The organism is Streptomyces longhuiensis (genome assembly GCF_020616555.1).
Taxonomy (GTDB): domain Bacteria; phylum Actinomycetota; class Actinomycetes; order Streptomycetales; family Streptomycetaceae; genus Streptomyces; species Streptomyces longhuiensis.
The window spans coordinates 4,134,019-4,154,186 of record NZ_CP085173.1; the positions used below are offsets into that span (position 1 = coordinate 4,134,019).

The following is a 20,168-nucleotide window of genomic DNA, read 5'->3' on the forward strand; positions in this document are numbered from 1 at the left end:
TCACGCCCAACGCCGGGCGCGCGTGGCTCACTTCAGTTGCCGGAGCCCCCGCCGCCGCTTCCCAGGTCGCCGATCCAGCCGGAGACGGTGTCGTACCAGTCCGACAGCTGGGCCCAGTAACCCTTGCCGGTGCCGATCCAGTCCTGGAGCGGGGTGAACTCCCAGACGAGCCAGCTCACCACGAACAGCATGACGATCATGAAGAGGCAGCCCTTGAGGCAGCCGAGCCCCGGGATCTTCATCCGGTTCGCGCTGCGCTGCCTCGGCTCACGCTGCGGCGCCTGCGGCTGCGGCCGGCGGGGCTGCTGCGGCGGCGCGTACTGCTGCTGCTGGGGCTGCGGCGCGTACCGCTGGGGCTGCTGCGGCTGCTGCCGGCGGGGCTGCTGGGGCGCGTACTGCTGCTGAGGCGGCTGCTGGGGCTGCTGCTGCGGGCGCCCCTGCTGGCGCTGCGGCCGGCGGCGCAGCGGGTCGTCGTTCGGGTCCAGGTACTGGACCTGCGTCTGCTCGTTGCGGTCGCGGGCCGCCCGCATCTGGTTCTGCCAGGGGTGCGGGTCGTCCGGGTTCGCGCCCGGCTGGTGCGGCGGGACCGGCGGCATGACGGCCGTCGGGTCGGCCGCGCCCCGGTTCGGCAGGACCGAGGTGGGGTCGGCGTCGCCCATGCCGGTGGACTGCATGACGCTCGTCGCCGCGTTCGGGTCGTACGAGCCCGCGTTGCCGGGCAGGACCTGCGTCGGGTCTGCCGCGCCGGGCACCCCGGGCACCTGGGCGGGCGCCGGGTCGGGCATGAGGAGGGCTCCGACGCCCTCGGCGGCCGCGATCTGCGCGGAGTTCGCGTGTACGCCGATGCCCTCGGCGACGGCGCGCAGGCCGCGGGCGAGGTTCTCGGCGCTGGGGCGCTCGTCGGGGTTCTTGCGCAGGCAGCGCTCTATGACCGTCCACAGCGGGTCGGGCACCGTGGACGGGCGGCGCGGTTCGGCACTGAGGTGCTGGTGCAGGACCTCGAGCGCGGAGCCCCCGGAGAACGGCGGCCTGCCCGTGACCAGCTCGTACAGCAGGATTCCGGCGCCGTAGATGTCCACCGCGCTGGTCTGCGGGCGGCCCTCGGCGGACTCCGGCGCGACGTAGGCGGGTGTGCCGACGAACTCGTGCGTGCGGGTCAGGCCCGGGGAGTCGGCGAGGCGTGCGATGCCGAAGTCGGTGAGCATCGGGTGCATCTCACCGCCGTCCTGCTTCAGCAGGACGTTCGCAGGCTTCAGGTCGCGGTGCACGACGCCGTCCGCGTGGCTCGCCGCGAGCGCGTCCGCGACCTGGGCGGTCAGCAGGGACGCGGCCACCGGGGAGAAGGGGCCGTTGTCGCGGAGGTAGCGGTGCAGGTCGGGGCCGTCGACCAGGTCCATGACGAGGGCGAGGAGCTCGCCCTCGACGACCAGGTCGCGGGTGCGCACGATGTTCGGGTGCGTCAGGCGGAGCAGCACGGAGCGCTCGCGCAGGAAGCGCATCACGACATCCGCGTCGTTGGCGAGCTCCTCCTTGAGGACCTTGATCGCCACGGTCTCGCCGGGCTGCCCGGCGACGGCCGCCTCGGCCCCCGCGGTCTCCCGCTGGCGGGCTCGCCAGACGGTGCCCGTGGCGCCGCGTCCGAGCGGCTCCTCGAGCAGGTATTTACTGCCTACCGGCCGCACGTCATGCGCTCCCTGCTTGCTGCGTACTGGCGTACTGCTTGGTCTTGCTCGTTCTCGGGTGTTCCGACCCACTGTAGTGCCGTCGAACAACCCACTGTCTGTTGATCTTCCGCGACTCCCCGCCCGCCGGAGCCGCGTTCCACGGAAAGACGCTCGCGGCGGGCTGTTGGTTGCCGCCGGCAAGGGCGCGAGCGGTCCCAAGCGGCATCATGCAGGCACTTTTGCGGGCAGAGCCGACCAATCAAGATCACTTACGGGTGGCCGACGGGCGTGTTGTCGGTGGCAAGTGCGAGGATGCCTCTCGTACTGGCCTACGTGCCCGTTGTGCGGTGGGGGATCTGCGGTGGGGTGACCGCGGTGCAGCCCCTTCCCGGGCGCCCGCGCAGAAGGGACCGCTGACGCGATGCAGATCCGGCTGACCGTCGTAGACCCCCTGGGGACGCGCCCCGACCCGCAAGGCCGCGCGGCGTCGTGCGACGTGCTGGTCACCGCCCCGGCGGGCACCGCGCTCGCCGCGGTGACCTCCGCCCTGGTGGCGGCCGTCGCGGGCGGTGAGGGCACGGCGATTCTCTATGCGGGACCCGAGCGGCTCGACGGGCAGCGGTGCACGCTGGGCGAGCCGCCGCTGACCGACGGTGCCGTGCTGTCCCTGGGCGTTCCCGCCGAGCCGGGACCCGAGATCGAGAGCGCCGCGGCGCAGCTCCATGTGGTGGCGGGGCCCGACGCGGGCGGTGTGCATCTGCTGCACGGCGGCGAGATCCGCGTGGGCCGCTCGGCGGACGCCGACGTCCCGCTCGACGACCCCGATGTGTCACGGATGCACTGCGCCGTGACACTCGGCACCGACGGCCGTGTGTCGGTCACGGACCTCGGCTCGACGAACGGGACGACGGTCGACGGCAGCCCCGTCGGGGACCGCCCCGCCCGGCTCGCCCCCGGCGCCCTCCTGCGCCTCGGCGAGTCCACTCTGCGGCTGGCCCCCGAGGGCGCCGCGGGTTCCTCGGCCTTCACGGGTTCCACCGGTTTCCCAGGTTCCTCGGGGCCCGTGCTTCGGACGGCGCCCGACGGCGAGGGCCACGTGCGCGTGACGGCCCCGGACACCGGTGCCTCCGAAGACCCCTCCGCCGATCCCGCTCTCGCGGGCGAGACCCGGCACGCGTACGGGCCCGCCACGCTCGCCTCCCGTTCCGGCCCCGTCGTGCCCGAGCAGGGCGGACCGCCCGCCGTCGAGAGCACGCCGACCGTCACCCCCGCGCGCGGGACACCCGTGCCGCGCGAGCAGCGCAGGCGCGGCGGGCTCGGCGCCTGGGCACGGCGCCTGGCCGGCGGGCGCACGGGCGAGGACGTGTCCCCGTACGACAGCGGCGCCCACGACGGCGAGCCGCCGCACATCCCCGAGACCTTCGCGCCCTCGCCGAGCTCCCCCGAGTCGTGGCCCGACGCCGCCGCGCTGCTGCTCACCGCGCTCGGCCCGGGGCCCCGGCTCTGGGAGCGCGGGCCCGAGCACCCCGAGGCGCTCGCAGTGCGGCTGGGTACGGACGATCGGACGTCCCCGGACCGCACGGGGCTGCTGCCCGGCGTGCCGGTGACAGTGGGGCTGCGGGAGGCGGGCGCGCTCGGTCTCGCCGGGCCGCGGGCGCGGCTGTCGGGCGTGGCACGTTCCGTCGTCGCGCAGCTCGCGGCGCTGCACTCGCCGGACGTGCTGGAGATCGTCCTCGTCAGCACGGACCGGTCGCGCGGCGTCCAGGACCGCGCGGCCGAGTGGTCCTGGCTCGGCTGGCTCCCCCATCTGCGTCCCGCGCACGGTCAGGACTGCCGGCTCCTGCTGGCGTACGACCGAGAGCAGGCGGTGGCCCGCACGGGCGAGCTCCTGCGCCGCCTCGACGACCACATCGCGGACGAGTCGCGCCGCCCGGACGCCGGGCCTGCGGCCGCCCGCGCGGCACAGCCGCAGGCCGGCTTCGGCCCCATGGTGCCGAGGTCCCGTTCGGGTGAAGCAGCCGACGCCGGGGAGCGCGGTGGCCGTACGACCGCGCCCGGGCCGTACGGGCACGAGGATGCGGGCGGCCGGTCCGACACCGCGGCAGACGGCTACGGAGATTTCAGGCCCGGCACGGACCGGGACGGGCGCGCGTCGGAGTACGCCGCCGGGCACCCCGCCGCGGAGGAGACCTGGCCGCCCGGGACGACGCAGGGACCCGGCGCCGGGCACCGCTGGACCGGCCCGCTGACCGTTCTCGTCGTCGACGGGGACCCGGGGTCGGCCGGGCTGCGCGAGGCCACCGTGCGGCTCGCGACGGAAGGGGGCCGGGCCGGGATCCACGTGATCTGTCTCGCCGAGGCACCCGCGTCCTCGCCCGCGTCGCCGGTCACCCAGACCTATGAGATGGCGTGCGCCGTGTCGCCCGCGTTCAAGTCGTGCGGCGCCGTCGCGCTGCTCAGCGGGGACGTGGCGACGGCCCTGCGGCTGTTGCGGACGTCCCACGGCCAGGTCGTCGGGCACGGCACGGTGGCCGCGATCGACGCGGTGTCGGCGGCCTGGGCCGAGCGCTTCGCGCGGGCCCTCGCCCCCTTGCGCACCGACAGCGGCCCGAGCGAGCCGCACCCCAGGGTCTCGGCCCCCCTGCCCCAGATCGCCCGTCTCCTGGACGAGTTGGGGCTCGCGCGGGCCACGCCCGCGTCCCTGATGGCCCGCTGGGCCGCCGCCGGGGACGACACGGAGGCGCTCGGCGGGCGCGCCTGGGCCGTGCTCGGCGCCGGACCGCGCGGCCCGGTCGTCGTGGACCTGGCCGCGGAGGGCCCCCATCTCCTGATCGAGGGCCCGGCGGGCAGCGGCCGTACGGAGCTGCTGCGCTCGATCGCCGCCTCGCTCGCGGCGGCCGAGCGGCCGGACCGGCTCGGGCTCGTCCTCGTCGACGGCCGGGACGGCACGGGCGGCGCCGACCGGGGCGACGGACTGCGCGTCTGCACGGACCTGCCGCACGTCACGACCCATCTGGCGGCCAACGACCCGGTGCGTATGCGGGAGTTCGCCCAGTCGCTCGCCGCCGAGCTGAAGCGCCGTGCCGAGCTCCTCGGGCGGCAGCACTTCGCCGAGTGGCACACCCAGCGCGAGGTGTCGGGCCGGATGGTCGCCCAGCGCCCCGCGCCGCCCCGCACGTCCGACCAGGGCGCCGGGGACCTGGAGGCGCCGCCCAGCTCGACCATGCGCCTGCGGCCCGCCGCCGCCCGCAAGGAGGCCGACCCGGCGCCGCCCCTGCCCCGGCTCGTCGTCCTGGTGGACGACCTGGACGCGCTGCTCTCGCCGCCGCTCGGCTCTCCGGGGCGTCCCGCCGCGGGATCCGTCGTACGGGCCCTGGAGGCCGTCGTCCGGGACGGCGAGCGTCTCGGGGTGCATCTGGTCGCGGCCCGCGCGTCCGGTTCCGAGCCGGCGTGGGGCGTGGCTCTTCGGGTCGTGCTCGACGCCCCGTCGGCCGGTCCCGACGATCCGGCGCCCGGCCGCGGCCGGCTCTCCGGCGCCGACGGACGCGAACTGCCGTTCCAGGCGGGCCGGGTCACGGGGCGCATCCCCCGTACGGCCACGCAGCGGCCCACGGTGGTGGCGCTCGACTGGACGCGGATGGGTGACCCGCCGACCCGGCGCCCCGTGAGGGAGTTGGGGAACGGGCCGACCGATCTCGCCCTGCTGGCCAGCGCGTTGGAGCGGGCCGCCCGTTCCGTCGCGGCACGGGAGGTGCCGTCCCTCCTGTGACGGCACGCCCGGCGGGACGGCCCGAGAATTCCCGACTCCCCATGTTCAGGGCCGACATCACGACCCCGTCACGATCTTCGAGCTGACACCGCAGGCGCCCTTGCCGGGTGTCCCCGGCCGGGCGTAGAACCAGACGCCACGGGACAGCGCACATACGTACGTTCAGCGTTCAGGACGTACGTTCAGCGTTCGCGACGAGAACGGGGCAGCGATGCGCAGCATTCGTACACGCACGACATCAAGGGCGTCCAGGACGTCCGGGGCAGCGAAAGCCGCGGCGGCAGCTCTGACCGCGGGCGCCCTCGCGCTGACGCTGACCGCCTGTGGCGGTGGGGACGGCAAGGACAAGAGCGCCAAGGACCCGAGCGGCGGCGAGAGCAGCAGCGCCTCCGTCAAGCTTCCCAAGCTCGACGGGCAGACCCTGGAGGTCGCGGCCGTCTGGACCGGGCCGGAGCAGGAAAACTTCACCAAGGTCCTCAAGGAGTTCGAGAAGCGCACCGGCGCCAAGGTCAATTTCGTGCCGACGGGCAACAACACCGCCACGTTCCTCAGTACGAAGATCGAGGGCGGCAAGCCGCCGGACGTGGCGTTCCTGCCGCAGGTCGGCGTGCTGCACCAGTTCGCCGACAAGGGCTGGATCAAGCCGCTGGGCAGCGAGGCGCAGGCCCAGGTCGACAAGAACTTCTCGGCCGGCTGGAAGAACCTCGGGGCGTACAAGGGCAAGCAGTACGGCGTCTACGTGAAGGCCGCCAACAAGTCGCTGGTCTGGTACAACACGGCCGCGTTCGAGGCGGCCGGGATCTCCAAGACCCCAAAGACCTGGGACGACTTCCTGTCCACCGCGCAGACCCTGTCCGACGCGGGCTCCCCCGCGGTCTCCATCGGCGGCGCCGACGGCTGGACGCTCACCGACTGGTTCGAGAACATCTATCTCTCCCAGGCGGGCCCGGAGAAGTACGACCAGCTCGCCGCCCACAAGATCAAGTGGACGGACCCCTCCGTGAAGGAGGCGCTGACCACGCTCGCCCAGCTGTGGGGCAAGGACGACCTGATCGCGGGCGGCCGCAAGGGCGCGCTCGGCACGGAGTTCCCGAAGTCCGTCACGCAGACGTTCTCCGGTGACACCCCCGCCGCGATGGTCTACGAGGGCGACTTCGTGACCGCCAACATCAACGCGGACACCAAGGCCAAGGTCGGCACGGACGCCAAGGTCTTCCCGTTCCCGGCGGTCGGCGACAAGGCCCCCGTGGTCAGCGGCGGCGACGTGGCCGTGGCCCTCAAGGGCGGCAAGGGCGCCCAGGCCCTCGTCACGTTCCTCTCCTCGACCGACGCGGCCGAGATCTGGGCGGCGCAAGGCGGCTACATCTCCCCCAACAAGGAGATGGACACCTCCAAGTACAAGGACGGGGTGACCCGGGACATCGCGAAGGCGCTGCTCGCGGCGGGCGACGACTTCCGCTTCGACATGTCCGACCAGGCACCCGCGGCGTTCGGCGGCACGCAGGGCGTCGGTGAGTGGAAGGCCCTCCAGGACTTCCTGAAGAACCCGAAGGACGTCGCCGGGATCCAGCGCCAACTCGAGGCCGACGCCGCCAAGGCGTACAAGAACGGCTGACGGCGCGGTATGTCGTCCTCCGTGGCGAAGGGGGGCGCCGGCGCACTGCCGCCGGCGCCGTCCGCGACACCGCGCAAGAGCGTGATCGGGACCCGGCCGTGGGTGGCGGCGCTGTTTCTGCTGCCCGCGCTCGTCCTGCTCGGCGCGCTCGTGGTCTACCCGATCGGGTACTCGGTCTGGCGCAGCCTCTACGACTCCGGCGGCTCCCACTTCGTCGGCGTCGACAACTACGTCGACATCTTCCGCGACGACCAGACGCTGATCGCGGTCAGGAACACGGCGATCTGGGTGGCCGTGGCGCCGGCCCTGTGCACGGCGCTCGGCCTGATCTTCGCCGTGCTGACCGAACGGGTGCGCTGGGGCACGGCGTTCAAGCTGATCGTCTTCATGCCGATGGCGATCTCGATGCTCGCGGCGGGCATCATCTTCCGCCTGGTCTACGAGCAGGACCCCAACCAGGGCGCGGCCAACGCGATCGTCACGTCCGTGCACGACGCGTTCACCGACGCCTCCGTCTATCCGAAGGCGCGCCCCGCCATCGGCAGTGACCTCAAGGCGTCCGGCGGCGGGTCGTTCACCACGAAGCAGACCGCGCAGGCCGGCACCCCGGCGTTCCTGCCGCTGGTCGGCATCGCGCCCGACAAGGTGCCCGGAAGCCCGCAGGACGCCAAGGCGGCGAGCACCGTGGGCGACAAGGTCACGGGCACGGTCTGGCTGGACTTCAAGCTCGGCGGGGGCGGCGAGAAGGGTGCCGTCGACGCGGGCGAGAAGGCCCTGAAGGGCGTCAAGGTGGAGGCGGTACGCGGCGGCAAGGTCGTGGCGTCCACCACCAGCGCCGCCGACGGCACCTTCACCCTGCCCAAGGCGGCGGACGGGACCCGACTCCGCCTGCCCGGCTCGAACTTCGCGGCCGCCTACAACGGCGTCGAGTGGCTCGGCCCGACCTTGGTGACACCGTCGATCATCGGCGCGTACGCCTGGATGTGGGCGGGCTTCGCGATGGTCCTGATCGCGGCCGGGCTCGCGGGCATCGACCGCAACCTCCTGGAGGCGGCGCGCGTCGACGGGGCGAACGAGTGGCAGGTGTTCCGCAAGGTCACCGTGCCGCTGCTCGCGCCGGTCCTCACCGTCGTCCTGGTCACGCTGATGATCAACGTGATGAAGATCTTCGACCTGATCTACATCATCGCCCCGCAGCCGTCCCAGGACGACGCCAACGTCCTGGCCCTCCAGTTGTTCCTGTCCGCGTTCGGCGGCCAGGGGAACTTCGGCGCGGGCAGCGCCATCGGCGTGCTGCTCCTGCTGCTCGTCCTCCCGGTGATGTGGGTCAACATCCGCCGGCTGCGGAAGGAGCGTCAGCGGTGACCGCACTCGACACGTCCGTGCGCGCCAAGCGTTCGCTCGCCGCCCGGATCGCGAGCGGCGCGGCAGGCGGGGCGCTGCGCGCCTTCCTGCTCGTGGTCGGCCTGTTCTGGCTGGTGCCGACCTTCGGGCTGCTGGTCTCCTCGTTCCGCGATCCGACGGACATCGCCGCGTCGGGCTGGTGGAAGGTCTTCACCGCCCCGGCCCAGCTGACGACCAAGAGCTATCAGTCGCTCCTGGAGAAGGACGAGATCACCCACGCCCTGTTCAACACGATCTGGATCACGGTCCCGGCGACGCTCCTCGTCGTCATCATCGGGTCGATGGCCGGATACGCCTTCGCCTGCATGGACTTCAAGGGCCGCGACGGCTGGTTCATGGCGGTCGTCGGGCTGCTGGTGGTGCCGGTGCAGGTGGCGCTGATCCCGCTCTCCGAACTCTTCGGGAAGATCGGCATCTTCGGCAGCATCATCGGCGTCATCCTGTTCCACGTCGGCTTCGGGCTGCCGTTCGCGATCTTCCTGCTGCGCAACTTCTTCGCGGAGATCCCCCGTGAACTCCTGGAGGCGGCGCGGCTCGACGGCGCGGGAGAGGCGCGGCTCTTCGCGACGGTGGTCCTGCCGCTCGGCGGACCGGCCATCGCGTCGCTCGGCATCTTCCAGTTCCTGTGGGTGTGGAACGACATGCTGGTCGCGCTGATCTTCTCCGACTCCGGCTCGCAGCCGCTGACGGTCGCACTCCAGCAGCAGGTGCGGCAGTTCAGCGGGAACATCGAGATCCTGGCACCCGGCGCCTTCATCTCCATGGTGATCCCGCTGGCCGTGTTCTTCGCCTTCCAGCGGCAGTTCGTGTCCGGTGTGATGGCAGGGGCGGTGAAATAGCCGCATCCGCAGGCGAATTGAGGGGCGGACCGGTCACGGTTCGCCCCTCTTCGGTTACCGAGGTCCCCCGTATGCCACAACTGGCGTAACCGGATCACTCCATCGGCCGTTGCCGGGCAGTCTGCCAGTGCCGACCCATGGATGCGCCTTGCCCCGGTTCAGTGTCATCGTCCCCGTGTACAAGGTGCAGGCCTACCTGCACGCGTGCCTCGAATCCGTCCTGGAACAGTCGTGTTCCGATCTTGAGGTGATCGCGGTCGACGACTGCTCGCCGGACGCGAGCGGGGCGATCGCCGACGAGTTCGCGGCGCGGGACCAGCGGGTGCGGACGGTGCGTCTGCGGGAGAACGTGGGGCTGGGCCGGGCCCGCAACGCCGGTCTCGAACACGCCACCGGCGACTACGTCCTCTTCCTCGACAGCGACGACACCCTCACACCGGGCGCGCTCCAGGCGATCACGGACCGCATCGAGGCGACCGGGAGCCCCGACGTCCTGGTCTACGACTACGCCCGCACGTACTGGACGGGCGAGGCCGTGCGCAACCAGTACGCGGACCGTCTCACGCAGGACGGACCGGCACCGTTCGCGCTCGTCGACCGGCCCGAGATCCTCCAACTGCTCATGGTGGCCTGGAACAAGGCGTACCGGCGTGCCTTCATCGAGGAGCGGGGCTTCGTCTTCCCGCCCGGCTACTACGAGGACACTCCCTGGACCTATCCGGTCCTGATGTCGGCGCGCACGATCGCCACCCTCGACCGGGTCTGCGTCCACTACCGCCAGCGCCGCCGGGGCAACATCCTGGGCACCACGTCCCGCGAGCACTTCGACGTCTTCGACCAGTACGACCGCGTCTTCGCGTTCCTCGACGCACACCCCGAACTCTCCGACGCGTGGCGCCCGTTGCTGTTCCGGCGGATGGTCGAGCACTTCGCCACGGTTTTCACGAATCCGGACCGGCTGCCGCGCGGCTCCCGCCCCGACTTCCTGCGCAGGGCCCGCGCACACTACCGGCGCTACCGCGTCCCCGGCGCGCCCGTCGCCGCCCGCGACCGGCTCCGGCACGGCCTGGTGCGGCTCGGCTCGCACCGCACGTACCGGTCGCTGGCCGCGGCGATGCGCTGCGTGCGGCGGGTCCGGGGGTTCGTGGGCCGGCTGCGGCGCGCGGCCCGGGCGGCCGCCCTCCAGGCGCACTACCGCGTCCAGCTGCGACTCCCGGTGCGTGCGGACCGCGCCGTGTTCTCCAGCTACTGGGGGCGCGGCCACGGCTGCAACCCGGGGGCCCTGGAGGCCGCGTTCCGCACGTACGCGCCGCACGTCGCCACCACGTGGATCGCCGAGCCCGAGCACCACCACACCCTGCCGTCCGGCACCCGCGCCCTGAGCCCCGGGACCGCCGCCTACTGGACGGCACTGGCCCGTTCCAAGTACCTGGTCAACAACGTCGACTTCGACCACAGGCTGGTCAAGCGCCCCGGCCAGGTCGTGATCCAGACCCAGCACGGCACACCCCTGAAGAAGATGGGCCTCGACCTCCAGGACCATCCGGCGGCGGCCCGCGGCCAGGACTTCGGCCGGCTGCTGCGCTCCGTCGACACCTGGGACTACGTCCTGTCCGCCAACCGGCACTCCACCCTCGTGTGGGAGCGCGCCTACCCGTCCGCGTACACGACGCTGGAGTACGGGTATCCGCGCAACGACGCTTTCCACCGGGCGACTTCGCGCGACGTGGCCCGCATCCGCGAGAGCCTCGGCATCCCGGAGGGCGCGACGGCGATCCTGTACGCGCCGACCCACCGCGACCACCGCCGCACCCAGACCTGCGCCCTCGACCTGGAGCGGGTGCTGCGCCGGCTCGGCACGGACTTCGTCGTCCTGACCCGCGCCCACCCGCTTCACCCGGCGCCTCCCGCGCAGAGCGCCCGGCGCCTCATCGACGTCTCCGGCCACGCGAGCGTCGAGTCGCTGTGCCTGGCGGCGGACGCCCTCGTCACGGACTACTCGTCCCTGATGTTCGACTACGCCAACCTCGACCGGCCCATCGTGATCCACGCCGACGACTGGGAGGCGTACGAGGCGTCGCGGGGCACGTACTTCGACCTGCGCGCGTCCCCGCCCGGCGCCGTCGCCCGCAGCGAGGACGAGCTGATCGACATCTTCGCGACCGGGCACTGGCGCGGCTCACGCTCGGCGCAGCTGCGGGCCGCGTTCCGCGAGCGGTTCTGCCCGTACGACGACGGGCGGGCGGCCGAGCGGGTCGTGCGGCACGTCGTGCTCGGCGAGGAGCCGCGGTCCCTGCCCGAGGTGCCGCTCGCCGGGCCGCGGCGGGCGCCCGCGAGCGAGCCGGTCGGCCCGCACTCCTGAGCCCCGAAGGCGCGGGCCGGGACCTCACCGCTCCAGCAGGGCGAACAGCTCCTCCCAGCGTTCCAGGACGCGCTCCTCGGAGAACCGCTGCACATTGACCCTGGCCCGCTCCCCCATGGCGTCCCGCATCCGTGGGTTGCCGGTGAGGCGCAGGAGGCGGTCGGCGAGCGCCGCGACGTCGCCGGGAGGTGCGAGGAGCCCGTCCTCGCCGTGGCGCACGATCTCCCGCACCCCGGGCGCGCAGTCGAACGCGGCGCACGGCACGGCGCTCGCCATGGCCTCCATCAGCGCGAGCGGGAAGCCCTCACCCCGCGACGACTGGACGAAGACGGCGCTCCCGGCGAGCGCGCCCGCCACGTCGTCCGTGCGGCCCATCCACCGCACGGAGCGGTCCAGGCCCAGCTCGGTGCACTGGCGCCGCAGGTCCGGCTCGTCGGATCCGGCGCCGTAGATCCGCAGGGTCCAGTCGGGCCGGTGCGGGGCGACCTCGGCCCAGGTGTCGACGAGCATGTCGATGCCCTTCTGGTCGGCGAGGCGGCCGATGCTGCACACGACCTTCGCGGTGCGCGGCGAGGGGATCTCCGGGAGGTGGGCCAGTGCGTTCGGCATGGCGCCGACGTTGTGCATGCCGTCGGCGATCCAGTCGTCGGCGTCCTCCTGCGTGAGGGTGAGCCAGCGGTCGGCCGACGGGTAGTTCCGCTTGACCGAGCGGTAGCGGTGGCAGGCCCGCGTGTAGGCGTACGACTCGTGGCTCATGCCGATGATCCGCAGGCCCGCGGTGTCCGCCTCGCGCAGCCACTCCATGGGCCACACCTGGGTGACGACGGCGACGGCGCCGGGGCGGGCGGCACGGAAGAGCTCCGACAGGCGGGCGACGGCGCGCCCGCGGTCCGCGAGGCGCCGGGCCTCTCGGCGGTGCGCGGCGGGGCTGAGGCGGTGCAGGCCGCGCACGGGGCGCGGGGTCGGGGGGTGCGCGGGGTAGAGGCTGGTCACCTCGTATCCGAGATCGGCGGGCAGGGTGAGTTTGAGCTCCGCCTCGTGGACGCCGATGACGTGCACACGGTGGCCCGCGCCCTGGAAGAGGCGGGCCATCTGGTGGGTCCAGGCGGTGACGCCGCCCAGTTCGTCGACGGTGTTGGCGACGAGGAAGAGGTCGCGGCCCGTGCGCGCGGCGGTCGTGATGGTGGTCATGCGCGGGCCTTCTTCCCGAGGATGAGGTCGGCGGCCGCGCGGGCGGCGCCGCCGTCGTCGTACGAGCCGAACTCGGCGGCGAACGCGCGGCGTGCCGCCTGCCACTCGCCGTCCGCCTTCTTGATCCCGCCGAGGGTCCGCAGCAGCTCCTCCTGCGTCTCGATGACGGGCCCGCCGGCGCGCTTGCGCAGGTCGAAGTAGGTGCCGCGGTCCACCGCGTAGGCATCGAGGTCCGGCGCGAAGTGGACGAGGGGCCGGTCGAGGAGGGCGTAGTCGAACATGATCGACGAGTAGTCGGTGATCAACACGTCGGCGAGGACGAGGAGTTCGCTCACGTCGTGGTGGCCGGAGACGTCGATGACCGTGCCGGGCGGGGTGACCGGCAGACTCGCCGCCTCCATGTAGTGGGCGCGCACGAGCAGGACGTGCGTGTCACCGAAGCGCTCGGCGAATTTCCGTACATCGAGCGGAAGTTGAACGACCTGCCCCTTCTTCGGGACGCCGCGGAACGTGGGGGCGTACAGCACGACCGTGCGGTGGTCCGGGATGCCGAGTTCCGTGGCCAGCGGCGGGCGCGGGAAGCGGCCCTCGCGCTCGTCGCGCCCGCGGGCCTCGACGAGGCGGTCGTTGCGCGGATAGCCGGCGCGCAGCAGCCGCTCCTCGGGGATGCGGTAGGCGTGGGCGAGGGTCCGCACGTCGTGTTCCGAACGGACCATGAAGTGGTCGAAGCGGCCGACCGCGTGCCGGAGCTTCTCGCGCTCCGGCGCGTTCCGTGTCCTGTGCCGCGCCTCGTCGAACCCCATGCGCTTGTACGCGGATCCGTGCCAGGTCTGGAGATACGTGGTGTGGCGCGGCTTGTCGAGGGCGTGCGGGAAGCCCTGGTTGTCGACCCACCACTCGGCGCGGGCCAGCGCCCACAGATACGGCCAGGACCAGCGGCGCACGAGCCGCGCGCCGTCCGGGAACCCGGCGGGCGACGCGGCGTACGACCAGACGCAGCGCACCCCGGCCCCGCGGGCGAGGAGTTCCTCGTGCACGGCGCGCGGGCTGTCCCCGTAGCACTTGCCCATGTGGCTCTCGAAGACGACGAGGCCCTTGCTGACGGGCAGTCGGGACAGGATCCGCCGGTACACGCGGAGCTTGACGCGCTGGGAGTGCAGGGCCTCGCGTTTCTTGCGCAGGGTGCGGAGTACGGGCTTCAGCTTGCGGGCGGGCCTGAAGTGGGTGACGTAGTGCACCAGGGCCTGCGCGGTGCGGGCGGCGCGGCGGCGGGGCAGGAGGCAGACGGCCAGGTGGTGCTTGGCCGTGACGTAGGGCTGCCAGGTGTCGGCGGTGAGGCGGGTCAGGAGGGGGCGGGCCGGCAGGGCGGTGGCGCGGGTGGGGACGGCCGCCTTGTCGGCGAGCAGGTCGGTGGTGACGGGGACGCCGTCGACGGTGAGGACGAGCCGCGGGTCCCACACGCGGTCGCCGATGCCGCGCGGGCGCAGCGCGCCGGTGAGGGGCAGCTCGGCCCGCCACACGACGCCCCCGTCCTCCTGGCGCACGTCCCGCACGGGCACGGAGAGCGTGTGCGCGCGGCCGCCGCGCACCGAGAGGTCGAGCCGGGCGGCGAGCGCGGGCCGGTCGTCGAGGAGTCCCAGCGGCACGACGAGCCGCCCCCCGACGGTGAGCACCGCTCCCTGGCGCAGGCAGTGCGTGACGCGGTTCAGGAGGCGGAGGTCGGTGAACTGCCGGTACTGGTAGCCGAGTTCGGTGACGTCGAACGTGTCGTCGCCGGCGTGCTCCGCGCTCCATCGGATCCGCCCGTCACCCGTCCTGACGAGCGGGGAGACGACGGTGCCGGGCCGGGCCAGTGCGTACGCGGCCGCCTGCACACCGTCCGCGTCGCCGTCGGTGAGGAGCCGTACGCCGATGCGCTCGACAGGCGGCAGCGCGCCCAGCGCCTCCGGGGTGACGAGGCCGTCCAGGCTCCTGGCGAGGGTGTCCGCCGCCTCCCCGCGGTCGTCGGGGCCGAGCGGCAGGAAGGCGCGGACGCACGGGACGACGTGGTCGGTGAGGAAGGCGCTCTCCCGGGCCGCGCGCAGGGTGTCGTCGCCGTCCAGCAGTTCCAGCGTGTCGCGCTGGGCGTCGGCGGCGCGGGGCAGGTCCCGTACCGGGTCGGCGGGGGCGCATCCGGTGGTGATCAGGTTCGGGACGAGGGCGATGCGCCGGGCGGCGAGCGCGGCCCGCACGCCGAAGAGGGCCCGCCCGGCGCCGGACAGCGCGCCGAGTGCGCCGCGCCGCAGGCAGAACCCGGCGCTCAGGCTGTCCCGCGTGACGAGTTCGGGCGCGTCCGCGAGGTTCTCGACGACCCGGGACCTGGCGTGCAGCTCCTTGTGCCAGGCGGGAGCCTTGTCCCGGCGTCCCGCGACCAGGTCGGCGTCCGTGCGGCGGCCCGCCTCGAAGAGGTTGCGGCAGGCGTGCCGTTCGAGCCGCTCGCCCGGGGCCGCGACCATGACGTACCGGCCGCGGGCGGCGGCGAGGCCCAGGTCGCGCAGGACGCACGCGGTGCTCTCCGCTCCTGCGTGGACGAGCCGGATCCGCTGCGGGTCGGCGGCCGCGAGCGACGCGGCCGTGTCGTGCGCCCCGGCCGCGACGAGGACCGCCTCGGTGCCGGCCAGCGTCTGGTCGAGCACGGAACGCACGGTGGCGCGCAGGGCGGCGGCGTCCGTGCCGCACACGACGACGCAGCTCATGTCGTACGCCTCGGGGGTGGTCATCGGCGGCCTCCCGGCAGCATGGCGTCGGCGACGTGGGCGGCGGCCCGCCCGTCGTCCAGGTCGCAGAACACCTCGCGGAAGCGGCGGTAGGCCTCCTCGTGCCCGGCGGTCGCGGCAACCGGGTCGCGCAGCGCCTCGACGACCTCCTCGCCGGTGGCGAGCAGCGGTCCCGGCGCCTGCGCGACGAAGTCGAAGTAGAAGCCCCTGAGCGTGTCCCGGTAGTGGTCGAGGTCGTAGGTGTGGAACAGCATCGGGCGGCCGGTCTGCGCGAAGTCGAACATCAGCGACGAGTAGTCGGTCACCAGCACATCGCTGATCAGGAGGAGTTCACTCACGTCCGGGTGGCGGGTGACGTCGCGCACGAAGCCGGACGCGGTGCCCGGGACGGTGCCGCCGACCAGGTAGTGGCGGCGCACGAGCAGGACGTGGTCCTCGCCGAGCGCGCGCCGGGCCGCCGCCAGGTCGAGGCGCAGGTCGAGCCCGTAACGGCCGCCCTTGCGCGGCTGGTTCTCGCGCCAGGTGGGGGCGTAGAGGACGACGCGCCTGTCCTCGGGGATGCCGAGGCGTTCGCGGACCGCGGCGGCGACCTTGGCGCGGTCCGCCGCGTGCAGCAGGTCGTTGCGCGGGTAGCCGGACTCCAGGACCTCGCCGTGGTAGCCGAACGCGCCCCGCAGGACGGGGGTGGAGAAACGGTTCGGGGAGACGAGCAGGTTCCACTGCGCGGCACGCTCCGGCAGCGTGGCGATGTAGCGCTGGTCGCCGGACGGGCTGTCCGCCAGGTCGCGGCCGATGCGCTTGAGCGGGGTGCCGTGCCAGGTCTGTACGACGTACTGGTCCTCGGCGCGCTCGAACCAGTCGGGCAGCTGTGTGTTGGTGACGACGTAGCGGCTGCGGGCCAGCGCCTCGTACCACTCGGTGCTCCACAGGGCCACGGGCCGGCCGCTCGCGGGCACCGTGACCTGCTGGTCGCGCACGACCCACAGGTGCTCCAGGGGTTCGCCGCGCGCGACGAGCTCCTCGTGCACGGCGCGCGGCGAGTCCGAGCACTGGCGGCCGTCGAAGCTGGAGTACAGGACCGTGTCGGTGCGGGGCTCGACGCGCAGGGACGCGTAGCGGGTGCGCAGCGCGCCCTGCTGGGCTCCGCCGCGCTCCGTGACGGCGAGGACCGATCCCGACTCGATGACGAGGCGGTCGTAGTAGCGGCGCCCGACGGTGAAGTCCCGGCCGCCCAGGGCGCGTACGAGGGGCAGGCGCTCGTGCAGGGCGGGCGCGACATGGACCTGGCGGTACCGGCCGGAGTCGGTCTCGCCGGGCTCGCGCAGGTACAGGTACCAGCGGCCCTCGGCGAGCGGCAGGACTCCGGCGGGGCCCGCGACGGCGTCCGGACACAGCGCCGCGCCGAACCGCCCGCCGGTCACCTCGACCGGAAGGACGGCCACCTCGTCGTGGCCGCTGTGCTGGAGCAGCAGCTCCCACGCGGTGCCGGACTCGTCGGGGAAGCTGCCCCCGACGGCGAGCCGACCGTCCTCGTCCCAGGTCAGGGTGTCGACGAGGGGCCGTACGGTCTGGTTGCGCAGCTCCACGTTCCCGGCGGCGTTGGCGAGGACGAGCAGTTCGCGCCCGGCGCCGAGGGGCCGGCGGCCCGCCGGGATGTCGGGGCGGACCGCGAGGGCCGACCACTCGTCGTCCCCGCGCACGAGGCCGACACCCCACGGGTCGGTCTTGCGGGGCGCCCCGGAGTCGTCGGTCCCGGCGCCCGCGATCAGTTCCAGGCGCAGCTCGGCGGCGAAGGTGCGCCCCGCGCGCTCGACAGGGAGGTCGTACGCCTCTTTGGTGTGCCAGTTCTCGACGCGCAGCGCCTTGAGGTCGGCGGGCGCACCGGGGGCGAGCTCACCCTCCAGCCTGAGGGTGCCGCCGGACTCCTCGTGCCGCACCAGCCGGGCCTTCACCCGCTCGGCCCGCAGCCGCAGCCGGCCCGCGCTGAGCCGGGGCGCGATGCGCAGGAAGTCGTCCAGATAGCGCACGGGCAGCTCGGCGAGCCCGCCCATCCGCACGGGCCCGGTGCGCAGCAGGCCGCCTCCGAAGGCGGCCATCTCGACGTTCCAGGTGGTGCTCGGCCGCTTGGTGACGAGCCGGGCCGGGTCGATGACCGTCTCGAACCCGGACCGGTCGTAGCTGTGCAGCCCCTGCTTGGAGCGGTAGGTGGCCTCGCGGGAGCGGACGGTACGGACCTTCAGCGGCACCGCGCGCCGCTTGCCCGCCCGCAGCCACGCGAACTTGGCGCGCGCCCCCACCCGGCCCGCCGGCAGATTCCGTACATAGGCGAACCCCTTGAGCCGCAGCCGCCCGTCCTCGTCCCAGCACGCCTCGGTGATGTGCGACTTCAGCGGCAGATCGGCCCGCCGGAGCGCGGTCACCCCACGCGGCAGGGGCCCGGTGACGGGCGGGAACTGCGCCCGGCTCCTGCGCGGCCCGCGCGCCACGAACGTCGTGCCGTTGCTCTTCTCGTACGTCATGAACGCGAGCAGCTCGGTCAGGCGGCGCTCCCGGATGAGCTGCCACTTGACGCGCAGGGCCAGCGGAAGACCGGTGAGGACGGCCGGGTCGACGGTGTCCGCGAAGGAGTTGGCGTGGTCGAGGAAGGCCTCGTGGTACTCGGCGTCGCCGAGCGGCAGCGCCTCCATGAACAGCCACAGGTCCCCGGCGAGCACCGTCGCGTCGTAACGCCGCTTTCCCTCCGCCCAGCCCGCGGCCTCCGGGGTGCCGGCCGTCTCGCGCACCCTGTCCCCGAGGAAGCCGCTGGCCGTGCGGACGGCGGCGGTGCGGTCGGCGACGGCGCGCGGCCTGGCCCGCCGGTTGGTGATGGAGCCGTCCCGGTCGCGCCACAGATAGACGGGCCCGGACAGGACGTCGACGCTGCGGGCGAGGAAGTGCGCGGGCACGACGACCGGGGTGTCCTCGAAGAGCACGCCCACGGGGAACGCGAACGCGTGGCGGTCCCAGAAGTCCTTGCGGAACACCTTGTTGCAGGCGATGCGGTCCCCGATCAGGTCCCAGTGCCGGGTGACGTGGGTGGCGGCGCGGTCCTTGCCCATCACCTTGCGGAACATGGCGGACTGCTCGGTCGTCCCGTCGACGCGCAGCCGGTGCACGTTCCCGGTGGCGAAGTCGGAGCCCGACTCCTCCAGGGCGTCGAGCATGCGCTCGTACGCGTCGTGCGGCACCACGTCGTCACTGTCCACGAAGGCGAGATGCGCGCCCGTGGCCCGCGCCGCACCCGCGTTGCGCGCCGCTCCGAGGCCCGCGTTCTCCTGCCGGACGTAACTGAAGCGCGGGTCGCGCCCGGCCATGGCGCGGGCGATCACCGGACTCCCGTCGGTGGAGCCGTCGTCGACCATCACGACTTCGAGGTCGGGCATGGTCTGCGCGGCCAGCGACTCCAGGCAGGCGTCGAGGTAGTCCTCGACGTTGTGGATGGGGACGACGACGGTCAGTCGTGGTGTCATGCGCTGCGCACATTCCTTCCGTAGAACTGACGGGCACGGCTGCGCGACCCGCGAAGGGAACTACTGGTTAACAACCCACGCTGTGGATCCGGGTCACCACGCCTGAGCCATTCGGGTGATCACGCAAGCGATCCCGCGCAGCGGGCCGGCGGGCGGCCGCGCTGCGCGGGATCGGTCGGGTCGGGGGTTGCGGGCCGGGTCAGGGCTTGACGGCGATGCGCCCCTCGTCCATGCGCAGGAGCAGCAGCCGCTCGCCGGTCTTCTCCAGGAACTCGTCGACGGCCTGCCGGGAGCCCTGCCAGTAGCCGTAGTCGTCGATGAGGAGGACGCCGCCGGGCACCAACCGGTCGTAGAGATGGTCGAGTTCGTGCTTGGTGGAGGCGTACCAGTCGGTGTCGAGGCGCAGGATCGAGATCTGCTCCGGGGCCTGCCGGGGGACGGTGTCCTCGACCTTGCCCCGCACGAAGTGGAGGCGGTCCTCGGGGTAAGGCACGTACCGGAAGCCGGACTTGACGTCGTCGAGGGTGGCGACGGCCCAGATCGGGCGGTCCTTGCCCTGGGCGGCGAGCAGTTCCTCGGCGGACTTCCCGTCACGCCTGAGGTCCTGTTCGGTGGGCGGCGTCATGCCCTCGTACGTGTCGAAGAGGTAGAGGTCGCGTTCCGTGTCGCCCTGCGCGAGGAGGGCCTTGGCACAGGCCTGCATCGAACCGCCGCGCCACACACCGCACTCGACGATGTCGCCGGGGATGTCGTGCTTGACGATGTGGCGGGTGGCGAGGATGAAGGCGTTGAGCCGCTCCGGGGACGTCATCGTGTACGGCTTGACCGCGCGGATGATGCCCTTCGCCTCGTCGTCGTAGTCCTCGGGGAGGACCAGGCCCTTGGGTTTCGGCGTCGGCTTCGGCTTGGGCGCCTGGGCCGGTGGCGCCGACTCGGACGCGTGGGCGGCCTGCCGGGGAGCGGGCACCGGTACGCGGGTCAGCTGGTATCCGGTGAGCTGCTTGATGACGCCATTCACGGCGCTTCGCCATGCCATGCGCGGCACCTTACGTCCGTGAT

General features: G+C 73.1%; 10 protein-coding genes. 5 read left to right on the forward strand and 5 right to left on the reverse strand.

The features are described from left to right. Positions 1 to 32: 32 nt before the first annotated feature. Complete coding sequence (locus LGI35_RS19265; RefSeq protein ID WP_227295055.1) at positions 33 to 1,682, reverse strand: serine/threonine-protein kinase; 1,650 nt, start codon at positions 1,680 to 1,682, stop codon at positions 33 to 35. Between the two features lie 403 nt (positions 1,683 to 2,085). Here LGI35_RS19265 and LGI35_RS19270 point away from each other — a divergent pair, with 403 nt between their 5' ends. The 5 genes from LGI35_RS19270 to LGI35_RS19290 all read left to right on the forward strand — a co-directional run bounded on the left by LGI35_RS19270 (position 2,086) and on the right by LGI35_RS19290 (position 11,653). Beyond that, positions 2,086 to 5,433 (forward strand): FHA domain-containing protein, encoded by a 3,348-nt coding sequence (locus tag LGI35_RS19270; protein ID WP_227295056.1) that lies wholly within the window; start codon positions 2,086 to 2,088, stop codon positions 5,431 to 5,433. A gap of 211 nt (positions 5,434 to 5,644) precedes the next feature. Continuing rightward, the gene (locus LGI35_RS19275; RefSeq protein WP_227295057.1) at positions 5,645 to 7,048 is read left to right on the forward strand and encodes an ABC transporter substrate-binding protein; all 1,404 of its coding nucleotides are present in this window, start codon (positions 5,645 to 5,647) and stop codon (positions 7,046 to 7,048) included. Between the two features lie 9 nt (positions 7,049 to 7,057). Further along, positions 7,058 to 8,413: a carbohydrate ABC transporter permease gene (locus LGI35_RS19280; RefSeq protein ID WP_227295058.1), complete on the forward strand. Its 1,356-nt coding sequence runs from the start codon at positions 7,058 to 7,060 to the stop codon at positions 8,411 to 8,413. Continuing rightward, the gene (locus LGI35_RS19285) at positions 8,410 to 9,291 is read left to right on the forward strand and encodes a carbohydrate ABC transporter permease (protein ID WP_116512686.1); all 882 of its coding nucleotides are present in this window, start codon (positions 8,410 to 8,412) and stop codon (positions 9,289 to 9,291) included. Before LGI35_RS19280 ends, LGI35_RS19285 begins: the two co-directional genes overlap by 4 nt. A 148-nt stretch (positions 9,292 to 9,439) precedes the next feature. Continuing rightward, positions 9,440 to 11,653, forward strand: coding sequence for a bifunctional glycosyltransferase/CDP-glycerol:glycerophosphate glycerophosphotransferase (locus tag LGI35_RS19290; protein ID WP_227295059.1), 2,214 nt, complete (start codon positions 9,440 to 9,442; stop codon positions 11,651 to 11,653). Between the two features lie 24 nt (positions 11,654 to 11,677). On the opposite strand, the gene LGI35_RS19295 is transcribed toward LGI35_RS19290, so the two are convergent. The 4 genes from LGI35_RS19295 to LGI35_RS19310 form a co-directional block, all read right to left on the reverse strand. Then, positions 11,678 to 12,844 carry a glycosyltransferase gene (locus LGI35_RS19295; RefSeq protein ID WP_227295060.1) on the reverse strand — a complete coding sequence of 389 codons (1,167 nt, stop codon included), beginning with the start codon at positions 12,842 to 12,844 and terminating at the stop codon, positions 11,678 to 11,680. Then, the gene (locus tag LGI35_RS19300) at positions 12,841 to 15,603 is read right to left on the reverse strand and encodes a bifunctional glycosyltransferase/CDP-glycerol:glycerophosphate glycerophosphotransferase (RefSeq protein WP_227295061.1); all 2,763 of its coding nucleotides are present in this window, start codon (positions 15,601 to 15,603) and stop codon (positions 12,841 to 12,843) included. Before LGI35_RS19300 ends, LGI35_RS19295 begins: the two co-directional genes overlap by 4 nt. Further along, entirely contained in the window at positions 15,600 to 19,109 is a 3,510-nt protein-coding gene (locus tag LGI35_RS19305; RefSeq protein WP_227295062.1) for a bifunctional glycosyltransferase/CDP-glycerol:glycerophosphate glycerophosphotransferase, read from the reverse strand. The genes LGI35_RS19300 and LGI35_RS19305 overlap by 4 nt, the downstream gene beginning before the upstream one ends. 199 nt (positions 19,110 to 19,308) lie before the next feature. After that, positions 19,309 to 20,145 carry a TylF/MycF/NovP-related O-methyltransferase gene (locus tag LGI35_RS19310; protein WP_227295063.1) on the reverse strand — a complete coding sequence of 279 codons (837 nt, stop codon included), beginning with the start codon at positions 20,143 to 20,145 and terminating at the stop codon, positions 19,309 to 19,311. Between the last annotated feature and the right edge of the window lie 23 nt (positions 20,146 to 20,168).

Excerpts from the sequence above, each read along its gene's own strand:
- LGI35_RS19305 (WP_227295062.1), bottom strand. The coding sequence starts at position 19,109 with ATGACACCACGACTGACCGTCGTCGTCCCCATCCACAACGTCGAGGAC.
- LGI35_RS19270 (WP_227295056.1), top strand. The coding sequence starts at position 2,086 with ATGCAGATCCGGCTGACCGTCGTAGACCCCCTGGGGACGCGCCCCGAC.
- LGI35_RS19310 (WP_227295063.1), bottom strand. The coding sequence starts at position 20,145 with ATGGCATGGCGAAGCGCCGTGAATGGCGTCATCAAGCAGCTCACCGGA.
- LGI35_RS19295 (WP_227295060.1), bottom strand. The coding sequence starts at position 12,844 with ATGACCACCATCACGACCGCCGCGCGCACGGGCCGCGACCTCTTCCTC.
- LGI35_RS19275 (WP_227295057.1), top strand. The coding sequence starts at position 5,645 with ATGCGCAGCATTCGTACACGCACGACATCAAGGGCGTCCAGGACGTCC.
- LGI35_RS19280 (WP_227295058.1), top strand. The coding sequence starts at position 7,058 with ATGTCGTCCTCCGTGGCGAAGGGGGGCGCCGGCGCACTGCCGCCGGCG.
- LGI35_RS19300 (WP_227295061.1), bottom strand. The coding sequence starts at position 15,603 with ATGACCACCCCCGAGGCGTACGACATGAGCTGCGTCGTCGTGTGCGGC.